Genomic DNA, 18,037 nt, shown 5'->3' with positions numbered 1-18,037 from the left:
GGATCATTCGGTCTCGAACTCGGTCTCGGTCTCGGTGTTGACCTCGGTCTCGGTCTCCACGACCTCTTCCTCGGTCTCGGTCTCGGTCTCGGTGGGCTCGAGGGTCTCGGTGACCTCGGTCTCGAGCTCCTCGGTCTCCGTGAGCTCCTCGGTCTCGGTGACCTCGACGGTGCCCTCCTCCTCGCCGCAGGCGGCGAGGCCGAGCGCGAGGAAGCCGGAGAAGGAAGCGGCAGCGATGCCGCGGGTGAGCTTGTTCATGTCGAATCCCTTGTTCACGTGCGGACTGGGGTCGGCTCGTTGCATGTCCGCTGAGGCCCGGGCTACACGCCAATAGGTGGTTACGAATCAATTACGGCCACCACGGGTCCGGCGGGAGCGGTGATCCGAGGCGCCACGGGCCGCCGCAGACGCGGCATCCCTCGGCGTTGTCGTTCCGCACCTGCGGAGCTAGGGTGTCCGCGATGGCCACCGAACACCGGATCGCCGAGGCCGCCCGCCTGCTCGGAGTGAGCGATGACACGGTGCGGCGCTGGATCGAGGCCGGGCGGCTTCCGGCGTCGCGCGAGGGGGGCGGGCCGGCCCTCGTCGACGGCGTCGCGCTCGCGCGGGTGGCGACCGAGCTGCACGAGGCCCCCGAGCCCGGGGCGACGCCGTCGTCGGCCCGCAACCGGCTCACCGGCATCGTCACCCGCGTCGTCCGCGACACGGTGATGGCCCAGGTCGAGCTGCAGGCGGGGCCGTTCCGGCTCGTCTCCCTGATGTCGCGGGAGGCCGCCGACGAGCTGGGCCTCGAGCCGGGGGTGCGCGCGGTGGCCACGGTCAAGGCCACCCAGGTCAGTGTGGACGTGCCGTGAGGGTCCGCGAGTGCGCGCTGATCGTGGCATCCGCGCCCGGGTCACCACGATGAGCGCGCAGCGGCGCGCGGCGATCCTCGGGACGGCGGCACTGGTGCTCGCCGGCTGCAGCGGTGCGGCCTCGTCCGATGCGCCGGGTTCCTCCTCCGGCGGGGAGCTGTCGGGAACGCTCACCGTGTTCGCCGCCGCATCGCTCACCGACGTCTTCACCCAGCTCGGGGACGACCTGGTGGCCGACGAGCCCGGCCTCGACATCCGGTTCAACTTCGCCGGCAGCACCGCGCTCGCCGCTCAGATCGAGCAGGGTGCGCCGGCCGACGTCTTCGCCTCCGCCGACGAGGTGCAGATGGCTCGCCTGACCGGTGCCGGCCTCGTCGAGGAGCCGCAGGTCTTCGCGGGGAACTCCCTGGTCCTCGCCGTGCCGACGGAGGATCCGGGGGACGTCGCCGTGCCGCCGGGGGAGCGTGCCCCTTCCTCGCTGGCGGAGATCATCGACGAGGGGACGACGCTCGCCGTCTGTGCCCCCGAGGTGCCGTGCGGTCGTGCCGCCGCCGAGGTGCTGGACGCCGCCGGGCTCTCCGACGCCCCGGACACCTACGAGGACGACGTCCGCGCGGTGCTGACGAAGGTGCAGCTGGGCGAGGTCGACGCGGGGCTGGTCTACCACTCGGATCTCACCGCGGCCGGCGACGGCGTCGACTTCTACGGCTTCGACGAGGCCGTGGTGACGTTCAACGACTATCCGGTGGCCCGCCTCGCCGACGCCCCCAACCCCGACGCCGCCCGGGCGTTCGTCGACCTCGTGCTCTCCTCCGAGGGGCAGGAGGCGCTGCTCCGCGCCGGCTTCGTGGTGCGGTGAGCCGGGTGCGGCCCGGCTCGCGGATCCCGGCTCCCCTCCTCGTCCCCGCCGCGCTGGGCGTCGCGTTCCTCGTCCTGCCACTGGTCGGCCTGGTGGTGCGCGCCCCGTGGTCGTCGGTGGGCGAGCAGCTCGCCGGCCCGGGCGTGGTCCAGGCCCTGCGCCTCTCCCTCGTCTCGGCCACCCTCGCGACGCTGCTCTCGCTCGTGCTCGGGGTGCCGCTGGCGTGGGTGCTGGCGCGGTCCCGCATCCGCGGCCGCAGCGTGCTGCGCGCGCTGGTCACCGTCCCGCTCGTGCTGCCGCCCGTCGTCGGCGGCGTCGCGCTGTTCCTCGTGCTCGGCCGGCAGGGGATCATCGGCAGCTGGCTCGACGACGCCTTCGGCATCACCATCCCGTTCACGACGACCGCCGTCGTCATCGCCGAGACGTTCGTCGCCATGCCCTTCCTCGTGGTCAGCGTCGAGGGGGCGCTGCGGGCCGCGGACGCCCGGTTCGAGGACGTGGCGGCCACCCTCGGCGCCGACCGGTGGACCACCTTCCGCCGGGTGACCCTCCCGCTGGTGGCCCCGGGTGTGGCTGCCGGCGCCGTCCTCTGCTGGGCCCGGGCGCTGGGGGAGTTCGGCGCCACCATCACCTTCGCGGGCAACTTCCCGGGGACGACGCAGACGATGCCGATCGCGGTCTACCTGGCGCTGCAGCGGGAGCCGGAGGCGGCGATCGTGCTGTCGCTGGTGCTGCTGGCCGTCTCGCTGGCCACCCTGCTCCTGCTGCGCGACCGCTGGCTGGGACGGGTGGGGTCGTGAGCGTCTCGGCGCGGGTCGCGGTCCGGAGGGGTTCGCTGGTGCTCGACGTCCCGGTCGAGGTCGCCGACGGCGAGGTGCTCGCCGTCCTCGGGCCGAACGGGGCCGGGAAGTCCACGCTGCTGCGGGTGCTCGCGGGGCTGCTGGCGCCCGACGACGGCCGCGTCGCCGTCGACGGCGCGGTCTGGGACGACGTCCCCGCCGGAACGCACCTGCCCGCACACCGGCGCCCGCTGGGCGTCGTGTTCCAGGACGCGCTGCTCTTCCCGCACCTGAGCGTGGCGGAGAACGTCGCGTTCGGGCTCCGGACGCGGGGCGCCGGGAAGGCCGAGCGGCGGGCGACGGCGGCCGCGTGGCTGGACCGGGTGGGGCTGCACGGCCTCGGCGACCGGCGTCCCGCCGAGCTCTCCGGCGGCCAGGCCCAGCGGGCCGCCCTGGCCCGCGCGCTGGTGGGCGATCCGGCGCTGCTGCTGCTCGACGAGCCGCTGTCGGCCCTGGACGCCCGCACCCGGCTGTCCGTCCGGGCCGACCTGCGCCGGCACCTGGTTGGCTTCGACGGGAGCACGGTGCTGGTCACGCACGACCCGGTGGACGCGATGGCGCTGGCCGACCGGGTGGTCGTGGTCGAGGAGGGCCGGGTGGTGCAGACCGGCGCGCCGGCCGACGTCGCCCGTCGCCCGCGCACCGACTACGTGGCCCGGTTGGTCGGCCTGGCGCTGCTGCCCGGCACCGGCGAGGGCCGGCTGGTGCGGCTGGGTTCGGGCGCGGTGGTGGCGGTCGCCGAGGAGGCGGCCGGCCCGGTCTTCGCGGCCGTCCGCCCCGAGTCGGTGGCCCTGTACGCGACCCGTCCCGACGGCAGCCCGCGCAACGTCTGGCCGGTCCGGGTCGTGGCCGCCACCCCGCACGGCGCCACGGTGCGGTGCGAGCTGTCCGGCGAGGTGCCGCTGGTGGCGGACGTGACCGCGGCGTCCTTCGCGGAGATGGGGCTGGCCCCCGGCGCGGAGGTCTGGGCGACCGTGAAGGCCTCCGAGGTCGCCGTCTACGCCCGCTGAGGGGCATCGACGATCACCCCACCTGATCATCGGGCGTCCTCCCTCACCGCAGACCGTGAGGGAGGACGCGTCATGACCAGGGAACCTGATCATCGCGGGCCCTGAGAGGGTGGGGGGATGAGCGCTCCCGTCGTCGCCGCCGTCGTCCTCGCCGCGGGGGGCGGCCGTCGCTACGGGATGCCGAAGGCGCTGGTCGAGTACGAGGGCAGCCTGCTGGTCGAGCGGGCGGTGGCGACGGCGAGCGCCGTGTGCGATCCGGTCCTCGTGGTGCTCGGGGCACGTGCGGTCGACGTCTGGCGCAGCGCCGGCCTGGGGAACGCCGTCGTCCTGGCCAACAAGGACTGGGAGACCGGAATGGCCTCCTCGCTCCGCACCGGCCTCGACGGGCTCCGCAGCTGGCCTGGCCGGATCGACGCCGCGCTGATCACCCTGGTCGACATGCCCGGGATGACGCCGGAGGCGCTCGCGGCCGTGGCCGCGCACGCCTCGCCGGACGCGCTCGCCGTCGCCGCCTACGACGGCGTCCGCGGCCACCCGGTGCTGCTAGGCCGGGAGCACTGGGCGGGCGTCGCGGAGACGGTGACGGGGGACGAGGGGGCGCGCCGCTACCTGGCCGACCGCGACGTCACGGAGGTCGACTGCAGCGGGCTGGCCGATCCGGCCGACCTCGACGTCCCGCCGCCCGGGGTACCTTCGGCGCCGTGATCGCCCGCGTCGTCGACGAGCCGCTGTCCGTCGCCGAGCACGAGGACGCCGTGGCCGACGAGGCCGCGGGCGCCGTCGTCTCGTTCGCCGGTGTGGTCCGCGACCACGACGGCGGCCGGTCGGTGACCGAGCTCGAGTACGTCGGTCACCCCACCGCCGCCGAGGTGATCGCCGGGCTGGCCGCGGAGTTCGCCGCCCGGCCCGACGTGCACGCCGTCGCGGTGAGCCACCGCATCGGCCTGCTGGGCATCGGTGATGTCGCGCTGGCCTGCGCGGTCAGCGCCTCCCACCGCGGTCAGGCGTTCACCGCCTGCGCCGAACTCGTCGACGAGGTGAAGAAGCGGCTCCCGATCTGGAAGCGGCAGGTCTTCGGCGACGGCGAGGAGGAGTGGGTGGCCTGCCCCTGAGGAGTTCCCTAGCCGGCGAACTCCCTGGCGGGGCGGCCGCGCATCCCGACGTCCACCCGGAACAGCGAGCCGGCGACCGGGTCGTCGTCCCTGCCCTCGGCGGACGTGGTGACGAACAGCTGGTCCAGCTGCGGGCCGCCCAGCGTGCAGGCGGTGACCTGCGGCGTGGCCACCTCGACCACGGCGTCGAGCCGACCCGAGGCGTCGTAGCGGTGCACCGTGCCGCTGCCGTAGAGCGCGACCCACACGCCACCCTCGGAGTCGACGGTCAGCCCGTCGGGGTTGCCGTCGTCGTCGAAGGTGACGAACGGCCGCCGCCCGGTCAGCCCGGTGTCCCGGTCGTAGTCGAAGACGTCGACGCGGTGCGTGGCGGTGTCGTTGTAGTAGGCCAGCGACCCGTCGGGGCTCCAGTCCAGCCCGTTGGAGACGGTGACGTCGCCCAGCACCCGGGACACCGACCCGTCCGGGTCCAGCCGGTACAGCGAGGCGGCACCCGGCCGCTGGTCGTAGGCCATCGATCCGCACCAGAACCGGCCGTCGGGGTCGCAGCCGCCGTCGTTCATGCGGATCGAGGGGTCGTCCCAGACCGGATCCAGGTGCACGAGCGTGCCGTCGGCGTCCTGCAACGCGAAACCGCGCTCGACGCCGATGACCGCTCCGCCGCCCCGGCGCGGACGCAGCGCCGCCGCGACGTCACCCACGTGCTCGCGACGGACCGATCCGTCCGCCGCCAGGGCGAGGACGTCCCCGGCCAGCATGTCCACCCAGCGCAGCCCACCCCATGCGGGCGACCAGACCGGCCCCTCGGCGTGGTGGGCAACCGGTCCGGTGATCTGTTCGGCGCGCATCGCACGATCTGATCGCACCGGGGGCCCGGCCGCCAGCCCGCTCAGCCCCCGGCCGACGTGTCGGGCGGGGGTGGGGGCTCCATCCCGGCGGCCATCATGGTGCTGAGCATCCGGGCGCTCGTCTCGACCACGTCCAGGTCGCGCGCCGCGCTGCGCGGCTTCGCACGGAACGCCACGCCGCAGAGCGTGCCGAAGAGGGTGTCGTCGGCGCGGAGCAGCGGCACCCCCACGTAGGCGGCGACATCACGCAGCGGGCCGGTGGTGCGGGAGGCGTAGGCGGGGATGACGGCGGTGACGGTGGCGAGCCGGGGTGCGTTGCCCTCGATCATCTGGCGGCAGAAGCTCCGCTCCCACGGCAGCTCGATCCCGGGCCGGACGGTGTCGGGCGGGTAGGCCAGCAGGACCACCTGCCGGTCGTCGATGACCTGGGTGACCATCCAGAAGTCCCAGCCGACGTACTCGGCCAGGAAGCGCATGACTCCCTCCGCGGCGGAGCACCAGTCCCGCCACGGCGTGACGTCGGCGACCCCCGCCGGAACCATGCCGTGGGGTGTTCCCCCGCCGGGGCCCGGTCAACCGCGCTCGCGGCGGGTCAGCGGGCGCCGGCGAGGCCGTCGTCGCCCCGCTTCTCCTCGCGCTCGAGCTGCTCTTCCTCGGCCTCGGCCTCCAGCCGGTGCGCCTCGCCGTCGATCTTCGCCGCGGCGTCGCCGTGCGACTCCCCGTACAGCTCCACGCCCCGGCCGTACAGCTCCTCGGCCTTGGCCTTCGCCTTGTCAAAGATGCCCATGGGACTCATCCTCCCGTGCTCGTCAGCCTCCGGCGAACGGCGGCAGCACGTCGACCACCTGCCCGGGCGACAACCGTGCCGCCCGGTCGCGGGTCTGGGTGCCGTCGACGAGGAACGAGCAGGCGGCGAGCACCCGCTCCAGCTTCTCGCCGTGGTCGGCGACGATCTGGCCGACCAGCTCGTCGAGGCTGCCGGCGTCCCGGGCTTCGGTCCCGACGCCTGCGGCCGCCCGGGCCCCGGCGAAGTACCGCACGGTGACGGACACGCTCAGCCCCCGATCGCCGACATCGGCCGGTTGGGCTGCAGGAAGGACGGGTCGTCGATGCCGTGCCCGGGCAGCTTGCCGAGGGTGGCGATCCGCCAGCGGTCGGCGACCTCGGCATCGGTGGCGCCGCCGCGCAGCGCCGTGCGCAGGTCGGACTCCTCGCGGGCGAACAGGCAGTTGCGGATCTGCCCGTCGGCGGTCAGCCGGGTGCGGTCGCAGGAGCCGCAGAACGAGCGGGTCACCGAGGCGATCACCCCGACCGTCGCGGGGCCGCCGTCGACCAGCCACCGCTCGGCCGGCGCCGAGCCGCGGGCCTCGGTGTCCGGGGTGAGCGTGTGGGCGGCCGAGAGCCGGGCGAGGATGTCCTCGGCGGTGACCATCTCCCCGCGGGTCCAGGCGTGGTGGGCGTCCAGCGGCATCTGCTCGATGAACCGCAGCTGGTAGCCGCGCTCCAGGCAGAAGTCCAGCAGCGGCACCGCGTCGGCCTCGTTGATCCCGCGCAGCAGGACGGCGTTGACCTTCACCGGGGTGAGCCCGGCCGACTGCGCGGCCGCCAGCCCGGCGAGGACGTCGTCGAGCCGGTCGCGGTGGGTCAGGGCCTTGAAGCGGTCGCGGTCGACGGTGTCGAGGCTGACGTTGATCCGGTCCAGCCCCGCGGTGGCCAGCGCCGGGGCGACCCGGGCCAGGCCGATGGCGTTGGTGGTGAGGCTGACCTCCGGGCGCGGCCGCAGCGCGGTGACCGCGGCGACGATGCCGACCAGGCCCGGGCGCAGCAGCGGCTCCCCGCCGGTGAACCGGACCTCGCGGATGCCCAGCTGCTCGACGCCGATGCGCACCAGCCGGACGATCTCGGCGTCGGTGAGCACCTCCACCTTGGGCAGCCAGTCCAGCCCCTCGGGCGGCATGCAGTAGGTGCAGCGCAGGTTGCAGCGGTCGGTGAGCGACACCCGCAGGTCGGTGGCGGTGCGGCCGTACCGGTCGACCAGCCCACCCGAACCCGCGGGCACCGCCCCCACGACGGGACGCACCGCGGGGTCCGGGAGCGAGGCGCTGGTCATGGGCCGAATGTAGCCGCGACCGCCGACGGGCGTGGGCCGGAAATCACGGCGACCCCCGACCGGTGGCGTTGCTACCGTCGCAGCGCCACCCGAGAGACCGGCGGAGGACCTCCCGCACTCGCCTGTGGCCAGGAAGCGCGAGAGAACCGTGTCGGCCCGCACCGTCTTCAGCCCCTACCGCCGCCTGTTCGCCGTCCGGGGGTCGGTGGCGTTCTCCCTGGCCGGCTGGGTGGGCCGGCTGCCCGCGCCCATGCTCGGCCTCGGCGCGGTGCTCCTCGTCGAGGACCGGACCGGCAGCTACGGCTTGGCCGGCGCGGTGTCCGGGACGCTGGCCCTCAGCTACGGCGTGGCCGGCCCGCAGTGGGCCCGCGCCATGGACCGCCGCGGTCAGGCCGAGGTGCTGCCCTGGGCGATGGGCGCCTTCCTCCTCACCGGCATCGCCTTCGTGGCCACGGTCGTCGCCGACGGCCCGCGGTGGAGCTGGTTCCTGCTGGCCGCGGCCGTCGGCGCGAGCAGCCCCAACATCGGCTCGCTGGTACGGGCGCGCTGGTCGGCCCTGCTGGATCCGGCCGGCCGGCAGACCGCCTTCGCCTTCGAGGCGGTCGCCGACGAGATCGTCTTCGTCATCGGCCCGCCCCTGGTCACCGTGCTCGCGACGCTGATCGCCCCGCCGGTCGGTTTCCTCACCGGGGTGGTCCTCGGCGCGGTCGGTGGGCTCTGGCTGGCCGGCCTGCGGGTGAGCCAGCCCCCGGCGCACCCCCTGGGCACCGGGCCGCGGCCCCGGTGGTGGGCGGTGCTGACGCCGACGCTGCTGGTCGTCGTCGTCACCTATCTCGCGGTGGGCACGGTGTTCGGCGGGCTGGACGTCGTGGTCGTCGGGTTCGCCGAGGCGGAGGGGGCGCCGGCGCTGTCCGGGGCCGTGCTGGCGGTCTTCGCCGCGGGCAGCCTGCTGGCCGGGCTGGTCTACGGCCTGGCGCCGCTGCCCGGCACGCTCGCCGCCCGCTTCGTGGGGACGGCGGTCGCGTTCGGGCTGGCCGCCCAGCTGCTGTGGGGCGTCGGTTCGCTGCCCGTGCTCGCCGGCTGCGGCTTCCTCGCCGGGCTCACCATCGCGCCGGTGCTGGTGTCGGGGACGTCGCTGGTCGAGTCCCGCGTCGGGCCGGGCGTGCTCACCGAGTCGCTGGCCTGGACGATCTCGGGGCTGACGCTCGGTGTCACCACCGGGTCGGCGCTGGCCGGCGCCGCGGTGGACGCCTGGGGTGCGCAGGCGGCGTTCGCCGTCCCGGCCGGGGCCGCAGCCGTGGCCGCGCTGCTGGCGGTGGCCGGGGGCCGGTTCGTGCGGGACCAGCCGGTGGTCGCCGCGGTGGGCGCGGTGCGGATTGAGCCGCCGATCGACGGGTAGCCGCACCACAGGCCGGTTGCACACGACATGTCGCACCGCCTCCCCTCTACCGGAAGGAATGCCTGTGGCTGCCACGCCCGCCCCCGGAGTCCCCACCATCCCCCTGAACAACGGCGTCGAGATCCCGCAGCTGGGCTTCGGCGTCTACCAGATCCCGCCGGACCGGACCGCCGAGGCGACCCGCACCGCCCTGGAGATCGGGTACCGGCACATCGACACCGCGCAGATGTACGGCAACGAGGCCGGGGTCGGCCAGGCCGTGCGCGAGTCCGGGATCGACCGCGGCGAGGTCTTCGTGACGAGCAAGCTGAACAACAACAAGCTCGAGCGCGACGACATCCTCCGCTCGTTCGACCGGAGCCTGGAGGAGCTGGGCTTCGACTACCTCGACCTGTTCCTCATCCACTGGCCGCTGCCGGCAGTGAGCGACTACGTCGCCCGCTGGAAGGCGCTCGAGGAGATCTACGCCAGCGGCCGGGCCAAGGCGATCGGGGTCTCGAACTTCAACCCCCACCACCTGCGGAACCTGTTCGCGGCGTCGGAGACCAGGCCGGCGGTCAACCAGGTGGAGATCCACCCGTTCCTGGCCCAGGACGACCTGCGTGCCTTCGACGCCGACCACGAGATCGTCACCGAGGCGTGGTCGCCGATCGGTCAGGGCCAGGTGCTCGGCGACCCGGCGATCGTGCAGCTCGCCGAGCAGCTCGGGAAGACGCCGGCGCAGGTGACGCTGCGCTGGCACGTCCAGCGCGGCGACGTCATCTTCCCTAAGTCCTCGTCGAAGGACCGGATGGCCGAGAACTTCGCCATCTTCGACTTCGAGCTGGACCAGCAGCAGATGAGCGCGATCACCGCGCTGGACCGGGGTGGCCGCATCGGCCCGGACCCGGACGACTTCAACTGGATCCCCCGCTGAGCTGAGCCCTGTCTCCCGCCCGCGCCGGGGTCACCGTCGCGGGCGGGAGGGGGTGGCGGCCGTCTCACGAAGTCCTTACGGCGGGCCGGCGCCGGTTTCCGGCTGCGGCGAGCGGACACCCCAGGAGGGTCAGCACGAGCCGAACGGTGAAGGAGAGCACGATGATCGACCGAGCCAGCGTCGCCGAGATCCGCCAGCGGGACGTCTACGACGTCGACGGCAGCCGGATCGGAGAGGCCTCCGACGTCTACCTGGACGACGACACCGGCCTGCCCGAGTGGGTGACCGTGAAGACCGGGCTCTTCGGTACCAAGGAGACCTTCGTCCCGCTGCGGGACGCCGAGCTCACCACCGAGGGCCTGCGGGTGCCGGTCGCCAAGGACGTCGCCAAGGACGCTCCGCGGATCGACCCGGACGGCCGCCTGTCGCCGGCCGAGGAGCGCGAGCTCTACCGGCACTACGGCATCGAGCGGGACGTCGTGGGCGGTGTCGCGGGGGAGGAATCCGAGCTGCGCACGGTGACCGAGCCGGCGCACCCGGTCGACGCCGAGCACCGGGGGACCGCCGGGACGCCGCGCCACGAGGCGGGGGACGAGCCGGCCACGAGTCAGGACCAGGTCAGCGGTCCGCTGGATCCCCCGGAGGCCCAGCGGAACGTCGCCGCATCGGCCGAGGAGAAGCCGCTGCTGCGCCGCTACGGCAACTGATCCCCGCCGCGGACGCGAGCCCCTTGTGACATGGATACGGAGTATGCATACTCCGTATCCATGTCCATCCGGCACGGTCTCCTCGCGCTCCTGGAGCGCGGCCCCAGCCACGGCTACCAGCTGCGCGCCGAGTTCGACGCGGCGACCGGTGCCACCTGGCCGCTGAACGTCGGGCAGGTCTACACGACCCTCGACCGTCTCGAACGGGACGGGTTCGTCACGCCCGACGGGCAGGCGGACGGCGACGGCCGGATCGCCTACCGGCTGACCGACCTCGGCCGCGCGGAGGTGCGCTCGTGGTTCGGCTCCCCGGTCGGCGCGAAGGCCGCCCCGCGCGACGAGCTCGCCATCAAGCTGGCCCTCGCGGTCACCACCCCGGGCGTCGACGTCCTCGCCGTGGTGCAGACGCAGCGCACGGCGACGATGTCGTCGCTGCAGGAGCTGACCCGTCTCAAGAGCCGGGCCACCGACCGCGACCTGGCGTGGTCGCTGGTCCTGGACTCCCTGGTCTTCCGGGCGGAGGCGGAGATCCGCTGGCTCGACCACTGCGAGGCGCGGGTCGCCCGCGCGGCGGCGGCGCGCCCCGCCTCCGCGCCCGCCGACGACGCGGCCGCGGCCCCGGCGGTCGAGGGGAGCCGGCGATGAGCAACCCGGTCCTGGTCCTGTCCGGGGTCACCCGCGAGCACCGCCAGGGCGACGCCGTCGTCCAGGCCCTGCGCGGGGTCGACCTCGCCGTCCGGCCCGGGGAGCTGGTCGCCGTCATGGGCCCGTCCGGGTCGGGGAAGTCGACGCTGCTGCACCTCGCCGGCGGGCTGGACACCCCGACGTCGGGCTCGGTCGTCGTGGAGGGGCGCGACCTGGCCGGCCTGTCGGCGGCGCAGGTGGCCGCCGTCCGGCGGCGCAGCGTGGGCTACGTCTTCCAGGACCTCAACCTGCTGCCCTCGCTGTCGGCGGTCGAGAACGTGGCGCTGCCGCTGGAGCTGGACGGCGTCCGCGGCGGGATGGCCCGGCGGGCGGCCCGGGAGGCGCTGGACGAGGTCGGCGTCGCGGCGCTGGCCGGCCGCTTCCCCGACGAGATGTCCGGCGGGCAGCAGCAGCGGGTGGCCATCGCCCGCGCGCTCGTCGGTCCCCGCCGGCTGCTGCTCGCCGACGAGCCCACCGGCGCGCTGGACTCGACGACGGGCGAGGAGGTCCTGCGGGTCCTCCGCGCCCGGTGTGAGGCCGGGGCCGCCGGGGTGCTGGTCACCCACGAGGCACGGCACGCGGCCTGGGCCGACCGGGTGGTCTTCCTGCGCGACGGCGTCGTCGTCGACCAGAGCGGTCCCGTGTCGCCCGCGGAGTCGCTGCTCGCGGCCGGCGGGGCGTGATGGGCCGCTGCCTCACCCGCTGGCGCCTGGCCCTCCGGATCGCCCGCCGCGACGCCCGTCGCGCGAAGGGGCGCACCGCGCTGGTGCTGCTCATGATCGGCCTGCCGGTGCTGGCCGTCTCGGCGGCGGACACCTTCTCCCGGACCGTCGACGTCAGCGCAGCCGAAGCCCGGCCCGCGCTGCTGGGCGGCGCCGACGCGCGGATCACCGCCGATCACCGCACCCCCGTCCGGGCCGACCCGTCCAGCGGCGAGATCGTCTCCAGCGAGGGAGCACCCGGCCCGGAGCCGTGGAGCCGCGCGGAGGTCGCCGCCGCCCTGCCGGCCGGGTCGCGCGTGGTGGAGACGGTTCACGGGCGGACCCGGTACCGGACCGACTCCGGCTACGCCCGGGTGAACGCGCTGGCCGCCGACCCCGGCGACCCGCTGCTCTCCGGCACGCTGGAGCTGGTCGAGGGCCGGCTGCCCGGCCGGGCCGGCGAGGTGGCGATCAGCCCGCAACTGGCCGAGCGAGGCCTGGCGGTAGGCCAGGAGCTGGCGCTGACCCGCGACGACGTGCCCGCCCGGATCGTCGGTGTCGTCCGGCAACCGCGCCAGTTCACCGGCGTGCTGCTGCTGGTCCCGGCGGAGCGGGCCGATCTGCTGGTGCGCACCGGCGCCACCTTCTACGCCGACGTCCCCGGTGGCCTGGACTGGCCGGCCGTGCAGGACCTGAACCGGCAGGGGCTGGCCGTGCTGTCCCGCGAGGTGGCCGAGGCTCCGCCACCGGCCGCGGCGTGGCAGCCGTCGGGCGGGTGGTCGACGGGGCCCGATGCCGCGGGGGTCGCCGTGCTCGCCCTGATCGGGGTGTCGATCGTCCTGGAGGTCGTCCTCCTGGCGGGACCGGCGTTCGCCGTCGGGGCTCGCCGGCAGCGGCGTGATCTCGCGCTGCTGGCAGTGGGGGGAGGCGCGCCCGCCGACCTGCGCCGGGTGGTGCTCGCCTCCGGTCTGTTCCTCGGCGGCGTCGCCGCCCTGCTCGGCGCCGCCCTCGGCGCGGGTCTCGGTGTGCTGCTCGTGCCGGTGGTGGGGGCGTTCGTCGAGCTCGCTGCCGGACCGGTGGAGGTGCCGGTGCCCGACCTGCTCGGCCTGGTCGCCGTCGCGGTGCTGGCCGGGCTGCTGGCCGCGGCCGTGCCCGCCTCGCAGGCGAGCCGCTCCTCCGTGGTCGATGCGCTGGCCGGGCGCCGGAGGCAGGTCCGCACCTCGTGGCGGTCACCCGTGCTCGGCCTGCTCCTGGCCGCGGCCGGGCTGGCGCTCGTCGCCCTGGGCGCCCGGGGCACCGAGCTCGGCATCGCCGGCGGCGCCGTGCTGCTGGTGCTCGGGGTGGTGGCGGCGATCCCATGGCTGCTGGGCCTGCTCGCCCCACTCGCCCGCCGGCTGCCGACGCCCGGCCGGATCGCCGTGCGGGACGCCGTCCGCAACCGCGGCCGCACCGCACCGGCGCTGGCGGCGGTCATGGCCACGGTCGCCGGCATCACCGCCCTGCTGATCGGCAGCGCCAGCGACAGCGCGCAGGCGCGGCGGGACTACCAGCCCGCGTCGGCGGCCGGTGCCGGAACCGCCTACCTCGGAGGGCTGGACGCCCAGAGCCGGGTCGACGTCGCGGCTGCGCTGCGCGCCCAGGTCCCCGGCCGAGACGTGCACCTGGTGCAGGTCGCGGAGTCCGGGGGGCCCGGCGGGTGGCGGGAGCTGGTGCCGCTCGCACCGGGGTGCGCCGGCCCACCGGTCGACTGCGGCTGGCATCCCGATGCGGCCGGGGGGACGTCGATGAGCGGCCACGTGCTGGTGGTCGACGCAGCCGGGGCCCGAGCGCTCACGCCGCGCGGGCTCCCGGCCCCCGCCTCCCGTGCCCTGGCCGAGGGCTCGGCCGTGATCTTCGGCTCCGGTGCCGTGGACGAGGCCGGCGAGCTGCGGCTCGCGGCCGTGGCCTACGACGACCGCGGCGACGGCCGCGTCACCGGGACGACGACGCTCCCCGCCGTCGAGTCCCCTCCGCCGCCCCCGAACGAGGGAGGCCTGACCAGGGTGCCCGCGCTGGTGCTCGTGCCGCCGGCGCTGGCCGACCGGCTGCCGGTCGAGGTGACGCCGCTGGAGCTCGTGACCGGAGGGCCGGACGATCCGGTCACGCCGGAGCAGGAGGCGCGGGCCGACCGGCTGCTGAGCGCCCTGGGCGCCGGGGAGCTCCGGGTCGAGCGCGGCTGGAGCGACGCCCTGGCGCTGCCCCGGCTGGTGCTGCTGGTGCTCGGCGCGGTGCTGGTCCTGGTGGCCACCGGCACCGCCACCGGTCTCGCGCTGACCGACGCGCGGCCGGACTTCGCCACCCTCGCCGCGCTCGGGGCCGCCCCACGGATGCGCCGGCTGATCGCGATGGGCTCTGCGACCGTCGTCGGTGGCGGGGGCGCGCTGCTCGGCGTGCTGGTGGGGCTCGCGCCAGGGATCGCCGTCGCCTACCCGTTGACGAGCAATGACTACGGGGCGGGCGCGAACCCGGTGGTCGACGTCCCGTGGTCGCTGCTCGCCGGGATCGCGGTCGCCGTCCCACTGCTGGCCGTCCTCGTCACCGGGCTCGTCGTGCGCTCCCGGCTCCCCCTGACCCGGCGGCTGGCGGCCTGACGCGCCGCGGCGGTGTCGCGCAGCGCGGTCCGGACGGCGGCGAGGACGGTCTCGTCGTCCACGTCGTCGGCCTGCGCGGTCCGGGCCAGCTCGGCCGCCAGGCCACGCACCCGCTGCTCGCGGGTCGCCACCGGGTCGGGCCGGCCGGTGACGACGGTCCCGGTGCGGCGCCGGCTGGCGACCAGGCCGGCGGCCTCCAGCTCGGTGTAGGCCCGGGCGACCGTGCCGGCGGCGACGCCGAGGTCGGCGGCCAGCGCCCGGATGGTCGGCAGCCGGGTGCCTACGGCGAGCCGCCCGCTGCGCACGTGCGCGGCGATCTGGCCGCGGATCTGCTCGTACGGCGGCGTCGGGTTGCCGACGTCGACGGTGATGTCCGGTGCCATCCGCGTCAGCCGACCGGGACGGCGGGCGCCTCGGCCGGCACCCGGGGCGCGGGGGAGAAGGCGACGGCTGCGCCGGCCAGCATCGACAGCACCCCGATCGCCATTGCCCCGCCCTCGAGCCAGTCGAAGGCGGCGGGTCCGATGTCGGGCATGGCGGTCCCGGCGATGAACAGCAGGCCGCCGGTGTCGACCAGCAGGGCCGCGGTCGCCCCGCGCAGCACGCGGTGGGCCGACGCGCGCCGCAGCGCGGCCTCGATGCGCTCGTCCCGGGTGACCACCGCCGGCCGGGTGGCGACGACGTGCAGGGCCACGAGGGTCACCACGCCCGCGACCACCAGGCCGAGCACGGCCGGGCGGCCGTAGAACCAGCCCGGGAACGGGCTGGCGGTCTGGCCCAGGTCGCCGGCCCCCATGCCGGTGCCCCGCAGGTAGCTGAAACTGCGGCCGTCCGGGTCGGCGGCGAGGGCGCCCACGGTCACGACGGCCAGGAAGCCCACCGCAGCGCCGGCGGCCGACCGGAGCAGCCACCGGGGTGCGGTGTCGAACGTCCCACGCCGGGCCAGCCGGGCGTGGCGGACCTCGCCCACCGGCCGGGGCCAGGTCAGCTCGCCGAGGAGCAGGACGAGCGTGTGCACGACGGCGAATGCCACCGGGACCAGCAGCACCGTGATGCCCTGCCCACCGGGGCGGTCTCCCGCGAACGCACCGGTGTCGGCGACGACGACCGCGGCCGCCACCCCGAGACCGATCGCCGCGCCGGAGGTCCACCGGGCGTGCCTGCGCGCGGCGGCCACCGTGGCCTCCGTGCTCGGGGGTGAGCGACGGACGAGGGTCGCCCCGACCCCGAGGGTGAACGCCGCGGTCACCACGAACAGCAGGGGGAGCAGCGCCACGTCGTCCTCCACTACCTCAATGCATCAAGTCATTGAGACAATGGCGGGTGACCGGCGCCGGCGCAAGACCTCAGTCGGTCGTGACGAAGTCGATGAGCTCCTCCACCCGGCCGATGAGGGCGGGCTCGAGGTCGGTCCAGGTCTTCACCCGGGCGAGGATGCGCTGCGCCCACACGTAGCCGGTGTCGTCCTCCCAGCCGAGCCGCGTGCAGACGCCGGTCTTCCAGTCCTCGCCCTTGGGCACGGTCGGCCAGGCCTTGATGCCGACGACCGACGGCTTGACCGCCTGCCAGATGTCGATGAACGGGTGCCCGACCACGAGCGCGTGGTCCCCGGTGATCTGCGCGGCGATCCGCGACTCCTTGGAGCCGGTCACCAGGTGGTCGACGAGCACGCCGAGCCGCCGCCCCGACGACGGCCGGAAGTCGCGGACGATGCCCGGCAGGTCGTCGACGCCGTGCAGCGGCTCGACGACGACGCCCTCGATCCGCAGGTCGTGGCCCCAGACCTTCTCGACCAGCTCGGCGTCGTGCTTGCCCTCGACGTAGATGCGCCCCTCCCGGGCCACCCGCGCCCGTGCCCCGGCCACGTAGGTCGACCCGGAGGCGCTCCGGGCGGGGCCGGCGGGCGCCTTCGGCTTCGGGCGCACCAGCACCACCGGGCGGCCGTCGACCCAGAAACCGGGTCCCAGGGGATAGGCGCGGACGCGGCCGTTGCGGGCCTCGAGGTGGACGACGTCCTTCTCGCAGCGCACCACGGCGCCCACGAACCCGGAGCTCGGGTCCTCGACCACCAGATCGTGCTCCGCCTCCACCTGGGGGCTGGGCTTCTTGACCGTGCGCGGGTGGACGAGGTCGTCGTAGGGCGAGCGGGGAGGCACCCCACGACGCTAAGCACGGCGCGCCCCCGGTCGTGGGCGACGCGCCGATCCGCGTGCGGAGTCGGGCGCGACCGTTCCGTGGGACACGCCCGGCCCGCGGGTAATCGCGGAGGGTGACGATCGGTGGCTGTCTTGGTTCGTGCAACGGCTGGTCCGGTTGTGCGCCGCGGTGCAGCGCTGACCTGGGCATATCCCCTGCGGACCCCACCGTCCGTGCGGCCGGAGAGGGTGACGACGACGTTGCGCGCCCGTGACTATCCGGTGGGCCTCGTTTGGTCGTGCGCATCTCGGTCACCCATTGCTGCGACGGACACCATCCGAGCTCAGTGAAGGAGCGACGAAGACGATGATCGGCACTGACACCATCAGCCGCGTGATCGGCCAGGACGTGTACGACACGGAGGGCCAGAAGATCGGGTCCGCCTCGGAGGTCTACCTCGACGACGAGACCGGCCAGCCGGAGTGGGTCACCGTGAAGACGGGTCTGTTCGGGACCAAGGAGTCCTTCGTCCCGATCCGTGACGCCAACCTCACCAACGACGGCGTCACGGTGGCGGTCACCAAGGACCGCGTCAAGGACGCCCCGAAGATCGACGCCGACGGGCACCTCTCCCCCGCGGAGGAGCAGGAGCTCTACCGGTACTACGGCCTCGGCACGGGCACGACCGGGGAGACCACCACCGGCCGCACCGAGACCACCACGACCGGCCGGACCGACACCACCACCGGCACCGTCGGCCGGGACACCTCCGGCCCGACCACGGACGACGCGATGACGCGTTCCGAGGAGCGGCTCGTCGTCGGCACGACCAGCGAGGGCGCGCAGAAGGCCCGGCTGCGCAAGTACGTCGTGAGCGAGAACGTGACCGAGACCGTGCCGGTGACCCGTGAAGAGGTCACCCTCGAGCGCGAGCCCATCACCGACGCTAACGCCGGCAAGGCGATGGACGGGCCCGCGATCAGCGAGGAGGAGCACGAGGTGACCCTCCGCAACGAGCGCCCGGTCGTCGAGAAGGAGGCCGTGCCGGTGGAGCGCGTCCGCCTCGGCAAGGAGAGCCACACGGAGAACGTCACCGTGAACGAGACCGTGCGCAAGGAGCAGATCGAGGCCGAGGGCGTCGACACGGACCGCGACCGGCGCATGTGATCGACTCCCGGCTACGCCGGGACCGCGACGCACGGCGGCCGACCGAGACCAGACTCCGGTCGGCC

21 protein-coding genes and 1 pseudogene are annotated in these 18,037 nt (G+C 74.9%); 13 read left to right on the top strand and 9 right to left on the bottom strand.

Annotated elements, in window-relative coordinates:
* Nucleotides 1–3 precede the first annotated feature (3 nt).
* Nucleotides 4–276, bottom strand: a complete 273-nt coding sequence (locus ABDB74_RS20035; RefSeq protein WP_346620647.1) for a hypothetical protein — start codon at nt 274–276, stop codon at nt 4–6.
* Between the two features lie 185 nt (nt 277–461).
* Between ABDB74_RS20035 and ABDB74_RS20030 the strand changes: the two genes are divergently transcribed.
* From ABDB74_RS20030 to ABDB74_RS20005, 6 genes are all read left to right on the top strand, one after another.
* Entirely contained in the window at nt 462–854 is a 393-nt protein-coding gene (locus tag ABDB74_RS20030; protein WP_346620645.1) for a TOBE domain-containing protein, read from the top strand.
* A gap of 10 nt (nt 855–864) precedes the next feature.
* The gene (modA, locus tag ABDB74_RS20025; protein ID WP_346620644.1) at nt 865–1,713 is read left to right on the top strand and encodes a molybdate ABC transporter substrate-binding protein; all 849 of its coding nucleotides are present in this window, start codon (nt 865–867) and stop codon (nt 1,711–1,713) included.
* Nucleotides 1,710–2,513, top strand: a complete 804-nt coding sequence (gene modB, locus ABDB74_RS20020; RefSeq protein WP_346620643.1) for a molybdate ABC transporter permease subunit — start codon at nt 1,710–1,712, stop codon at nt 2,511–2,513. The genes modA and modB overlap by 4 nt, the downstream gene beginning before the upstream one ends.
* Entirely contained in the window at nt 2,510–3,562 is a 1,053-nt protein-coding gene (locus ABDB74_RS20015; protein ID WP_346620642.1) for an ABC transporter ATP-binding protein, read from the top strand. Before modB ends, ABDB74_RS20015 begins: the two co-directional genes overlap by 4 nt.
* Before the next feature lie 117 nt (nt 3,563–3,679).
* Nucleotides 3,680–4,267: an NTP transferase domain-containing protein gene (locus ABDB74_RS20010; RefSeq protein ID WP_346620641.1), complete on the top strand. Its 588-nt coding sequence runs from the start codon at nt 3,680–3,682 to the stop codon at nt 4,265–4,267.
* A complete protein-coding gene (locus ABDB74_RS20005; protein ID WP_346620639.1) occupies nt 4,264–4,674 on the top strand; it encodes a molybdenum cofactor biosynthesis protein MoaE in 411 nt (136 codons plus the stop codon). The genes ABDB74_RS20010 and ABDB74_RS20005 overlap by 4 nt, the downstream gene beginning before the upstream one ends.
* A gap of 8 nt (nt 4,675–4,682) precedes the next feature.
* On the opposite strand, the gene ABDB74_RS20000 is transcribed toward ABDB74_RS20005, so the two are convergent.
* Genes ABDB74_RS20000 through moaA form a run of 5 tightly spaced genes read right to left on the bottom strand, consistent with a single transcriptional unit; the run spans nt 4,683 to nt 7,632 of the window.
* A complete protein-coding gene (locus ABDB74_RS20000; protein WP_346620637.1) occupies nt 4,683–5,522 on the bottom strand; it encodes an SMP-30/gluconolactonase/LRE family protein in 840 nt (279 codons plus the stop codon).
* 41 nt (nt 5,523–5,563) lie between these two features.
* Nucleotides 5,564–6,064, bottom strand: coding sequence for a histidine kinase (locus tag ABDB74_RS19995; RefSeq protein WP_346620636.1), 501 nt, complete (start codon nt 6,062–6,064; stop codon nt 5,564–5,566).
* Nucleotides 6,065–6,114: 50 nt separating this feature from the next.
* Nucleotides 6,115–6,309 carry a hypothetical protein gene (locus ABDB74_RS19990; RefSeq protein ID WP_346620635.1) on the bottom strand — a complete coding sequence of 65 codons (195 nt, stop codon included), beginning with the start codon at nt 6,307–6,309 and terminating at the stop codon, nt 6,115–6,117.
* Between the two features lie 22 nt (nt 6,310–6,331).
* Nucleotides 6,332–6,574: a MoaD/ThiS family protein gene (locus tag ABDB74_RS19985; RefSeq protein WP_346620633.1), complete on the bottom strand. Its 243-nt coding sequence runs from the start codon at nt 6,572–6,574 to the stop codon at nt 6,332–6,334.
* Between the two features lie 2 nt (nt 6,575–6,576).
* Complete coding sequence (moaA, locus tag ABDB74_RS19980; RefSeq protein WP_346620632.1) at nt 6,577–7,632, bottom strand: GTP 3',8-cyclase MoaA; 1,056 nt, start codon at nt 7,630–7,632, stop codon at nt 6,577–6,579.
* Between the two features lie 148 nt (nt 7,633–7,780).
* Between moaA and ABDB74_RS19975 the strand changes: the two genes are divergently transcribed.
* The 6 genes from ABDB74_RS19975 to ABDB74_RS19950 all read left to right on the top strand — a co-directional run bounded on the left by ABDB74_RS19975 (nt 7,781) and on the right by ABDB74_RS19950 (nt 14,669).
* Nucleotides 7,781–9,031, top strand: coding sequence for an MFS transporter (locus tag ABDB74_RS19975; RefSeq protein ID WP_346620631.1), 1,251 nt, complete (start codon nt 7,781–7,783; stop codon nt 9,029–9,031).
* A 64-nt stretch (nt 9,032–9,095) separates the two neighbouring features.
* Nucleotides 9,096–9,947, top strand: a complete 852-nt coding sequence (locus ABDB74_RS19970) for an aldo/keto reductase (RefSeq protein WP_346620630.1) — start codon at nt 9,096–9,098, stop codon at nt 9,945–9,947.
* Nucleotides 9,948–10,108: 161 nt separating this feature from the next.
* The gene (locus ABDB74_RS19965) at nt 10,109–10,654 is read left to right on the top strand and encodes a PRC-barrel domain-containing protein (protein WP_346620629.1); all 546 of its coding nucleotides are present in this window, start codon (nt 10,109–10,111) and stop codon (nt 10,652–10,654) included.
* A gap of 60 nt (nt 10,655–10,714) precedes the next feature.
* A complete protein-coding gene (locus tag ABDB74_RS19960) occupies nt 10,715–11,299 on the top strand; it encodes a PadR family transcriptional regulator (RefSeq protein WP_346620627.1) in 585 nt (194 codons plus the stop codon).
* Nucleotides 11,296–12,021, top strand: a complete 726-nt coding sequence (locus ABDB74_RS19955; RefSeq protein ID WP_346620626.1) for an ABC transporter ATP-binding protein — start codon at nt 11,296–11,298, stop codon at nt 12,019–12,021. Before ABDB74_RS19960 ends, ABDB74_RS19955 begins: the two co-directional genes overlap by 4 nt.
* The gene (locus ABDB74_RS19950; protein ID WP_346620624.1) at nt 12,021–14,669 is read left to right on the top strand and encodes an FtsX-like permease family protein; all 2,649 of its coding nucleotides are present in this window, start codon (nt 12,021–12,023) and stop codon (nt 14,667–14,669) included. Before ABDB74_RS19955 ends, ABDB74_RS19950 begins: the two co-directional genes overlap by 1 nt.
* Nucleotides 14,670–14,830: 161 nt before the next feature.
* Here the strand turns inward: ABDB74_RS19950 and ABDB74_RS19945 are convergent.
* The 3 genes and pseudogenes from ABDB74_RS19945 to ABDB74_RS19935 form a co-directional block, all read right to left on the bottom strand.
* Nucleotides 14,831–15,052 (bottom strand): annotated as a pseudogene (locus tag ABDB74_RS19945) (GntR family transcriptional regulator); the annotation flags it as partial.
* A 5-nt stretch (nt 15,053–15,057) separates the two neighbouring features.
* On the bottom strand, nt 15,058–15,945 hold the full coding sequence (locus ABDB74_RS19940; protein ID WP_346620622.1) for a hypothetical protein: 888 nt from the start codon (nt 15,943–15,945) through the stop codon (nt 15,058–15,060).
* Between the two features lie 70 nt (nt 15,946–16,015).
* Entirely contained in the window at nt 16,016–16,825 is an 810-nt protein-coding gene (locus ABDB74_RS19935) for a DUF3097 domain-containing protein (RefSeq protein ID WP_346620621.1), read from the bottom strand.
* Nucleotides 16,826–17,171: 346 nt separating this feature from the next.
* On the opposite strand from ABDB74_RS19935, the gene ABDB74_RS19930 reads away from it, so the two are divergent.
* On the top strand, nt 17,172–17,972 hold the full coding sequence (locus ABDB74_RS19930; protein WP_346620619.1) for a PRC and DUF2382 domain-containing protein: 801 nt from the start codon (nt 17,172–17,174) through the stop codon (nt 17,970–17,972).
* Nucleotides 17,973–18,037 lie beyond the last annotated feature (65 nt).

Source organism: Blastococcus sp. HT6-4, from assembly GCF_039679125.1.
GTDB lineage: Bacteria > Actinomycetota > Actinomycetes > Mycobacteriales > Geodermatophilaceae > Blastococcus > Blastococcus montanus.
Note: the sequence above shows the minus strand (reverse complement) of the source record. Positions and strands in the feature narration are given on the sequence as shown.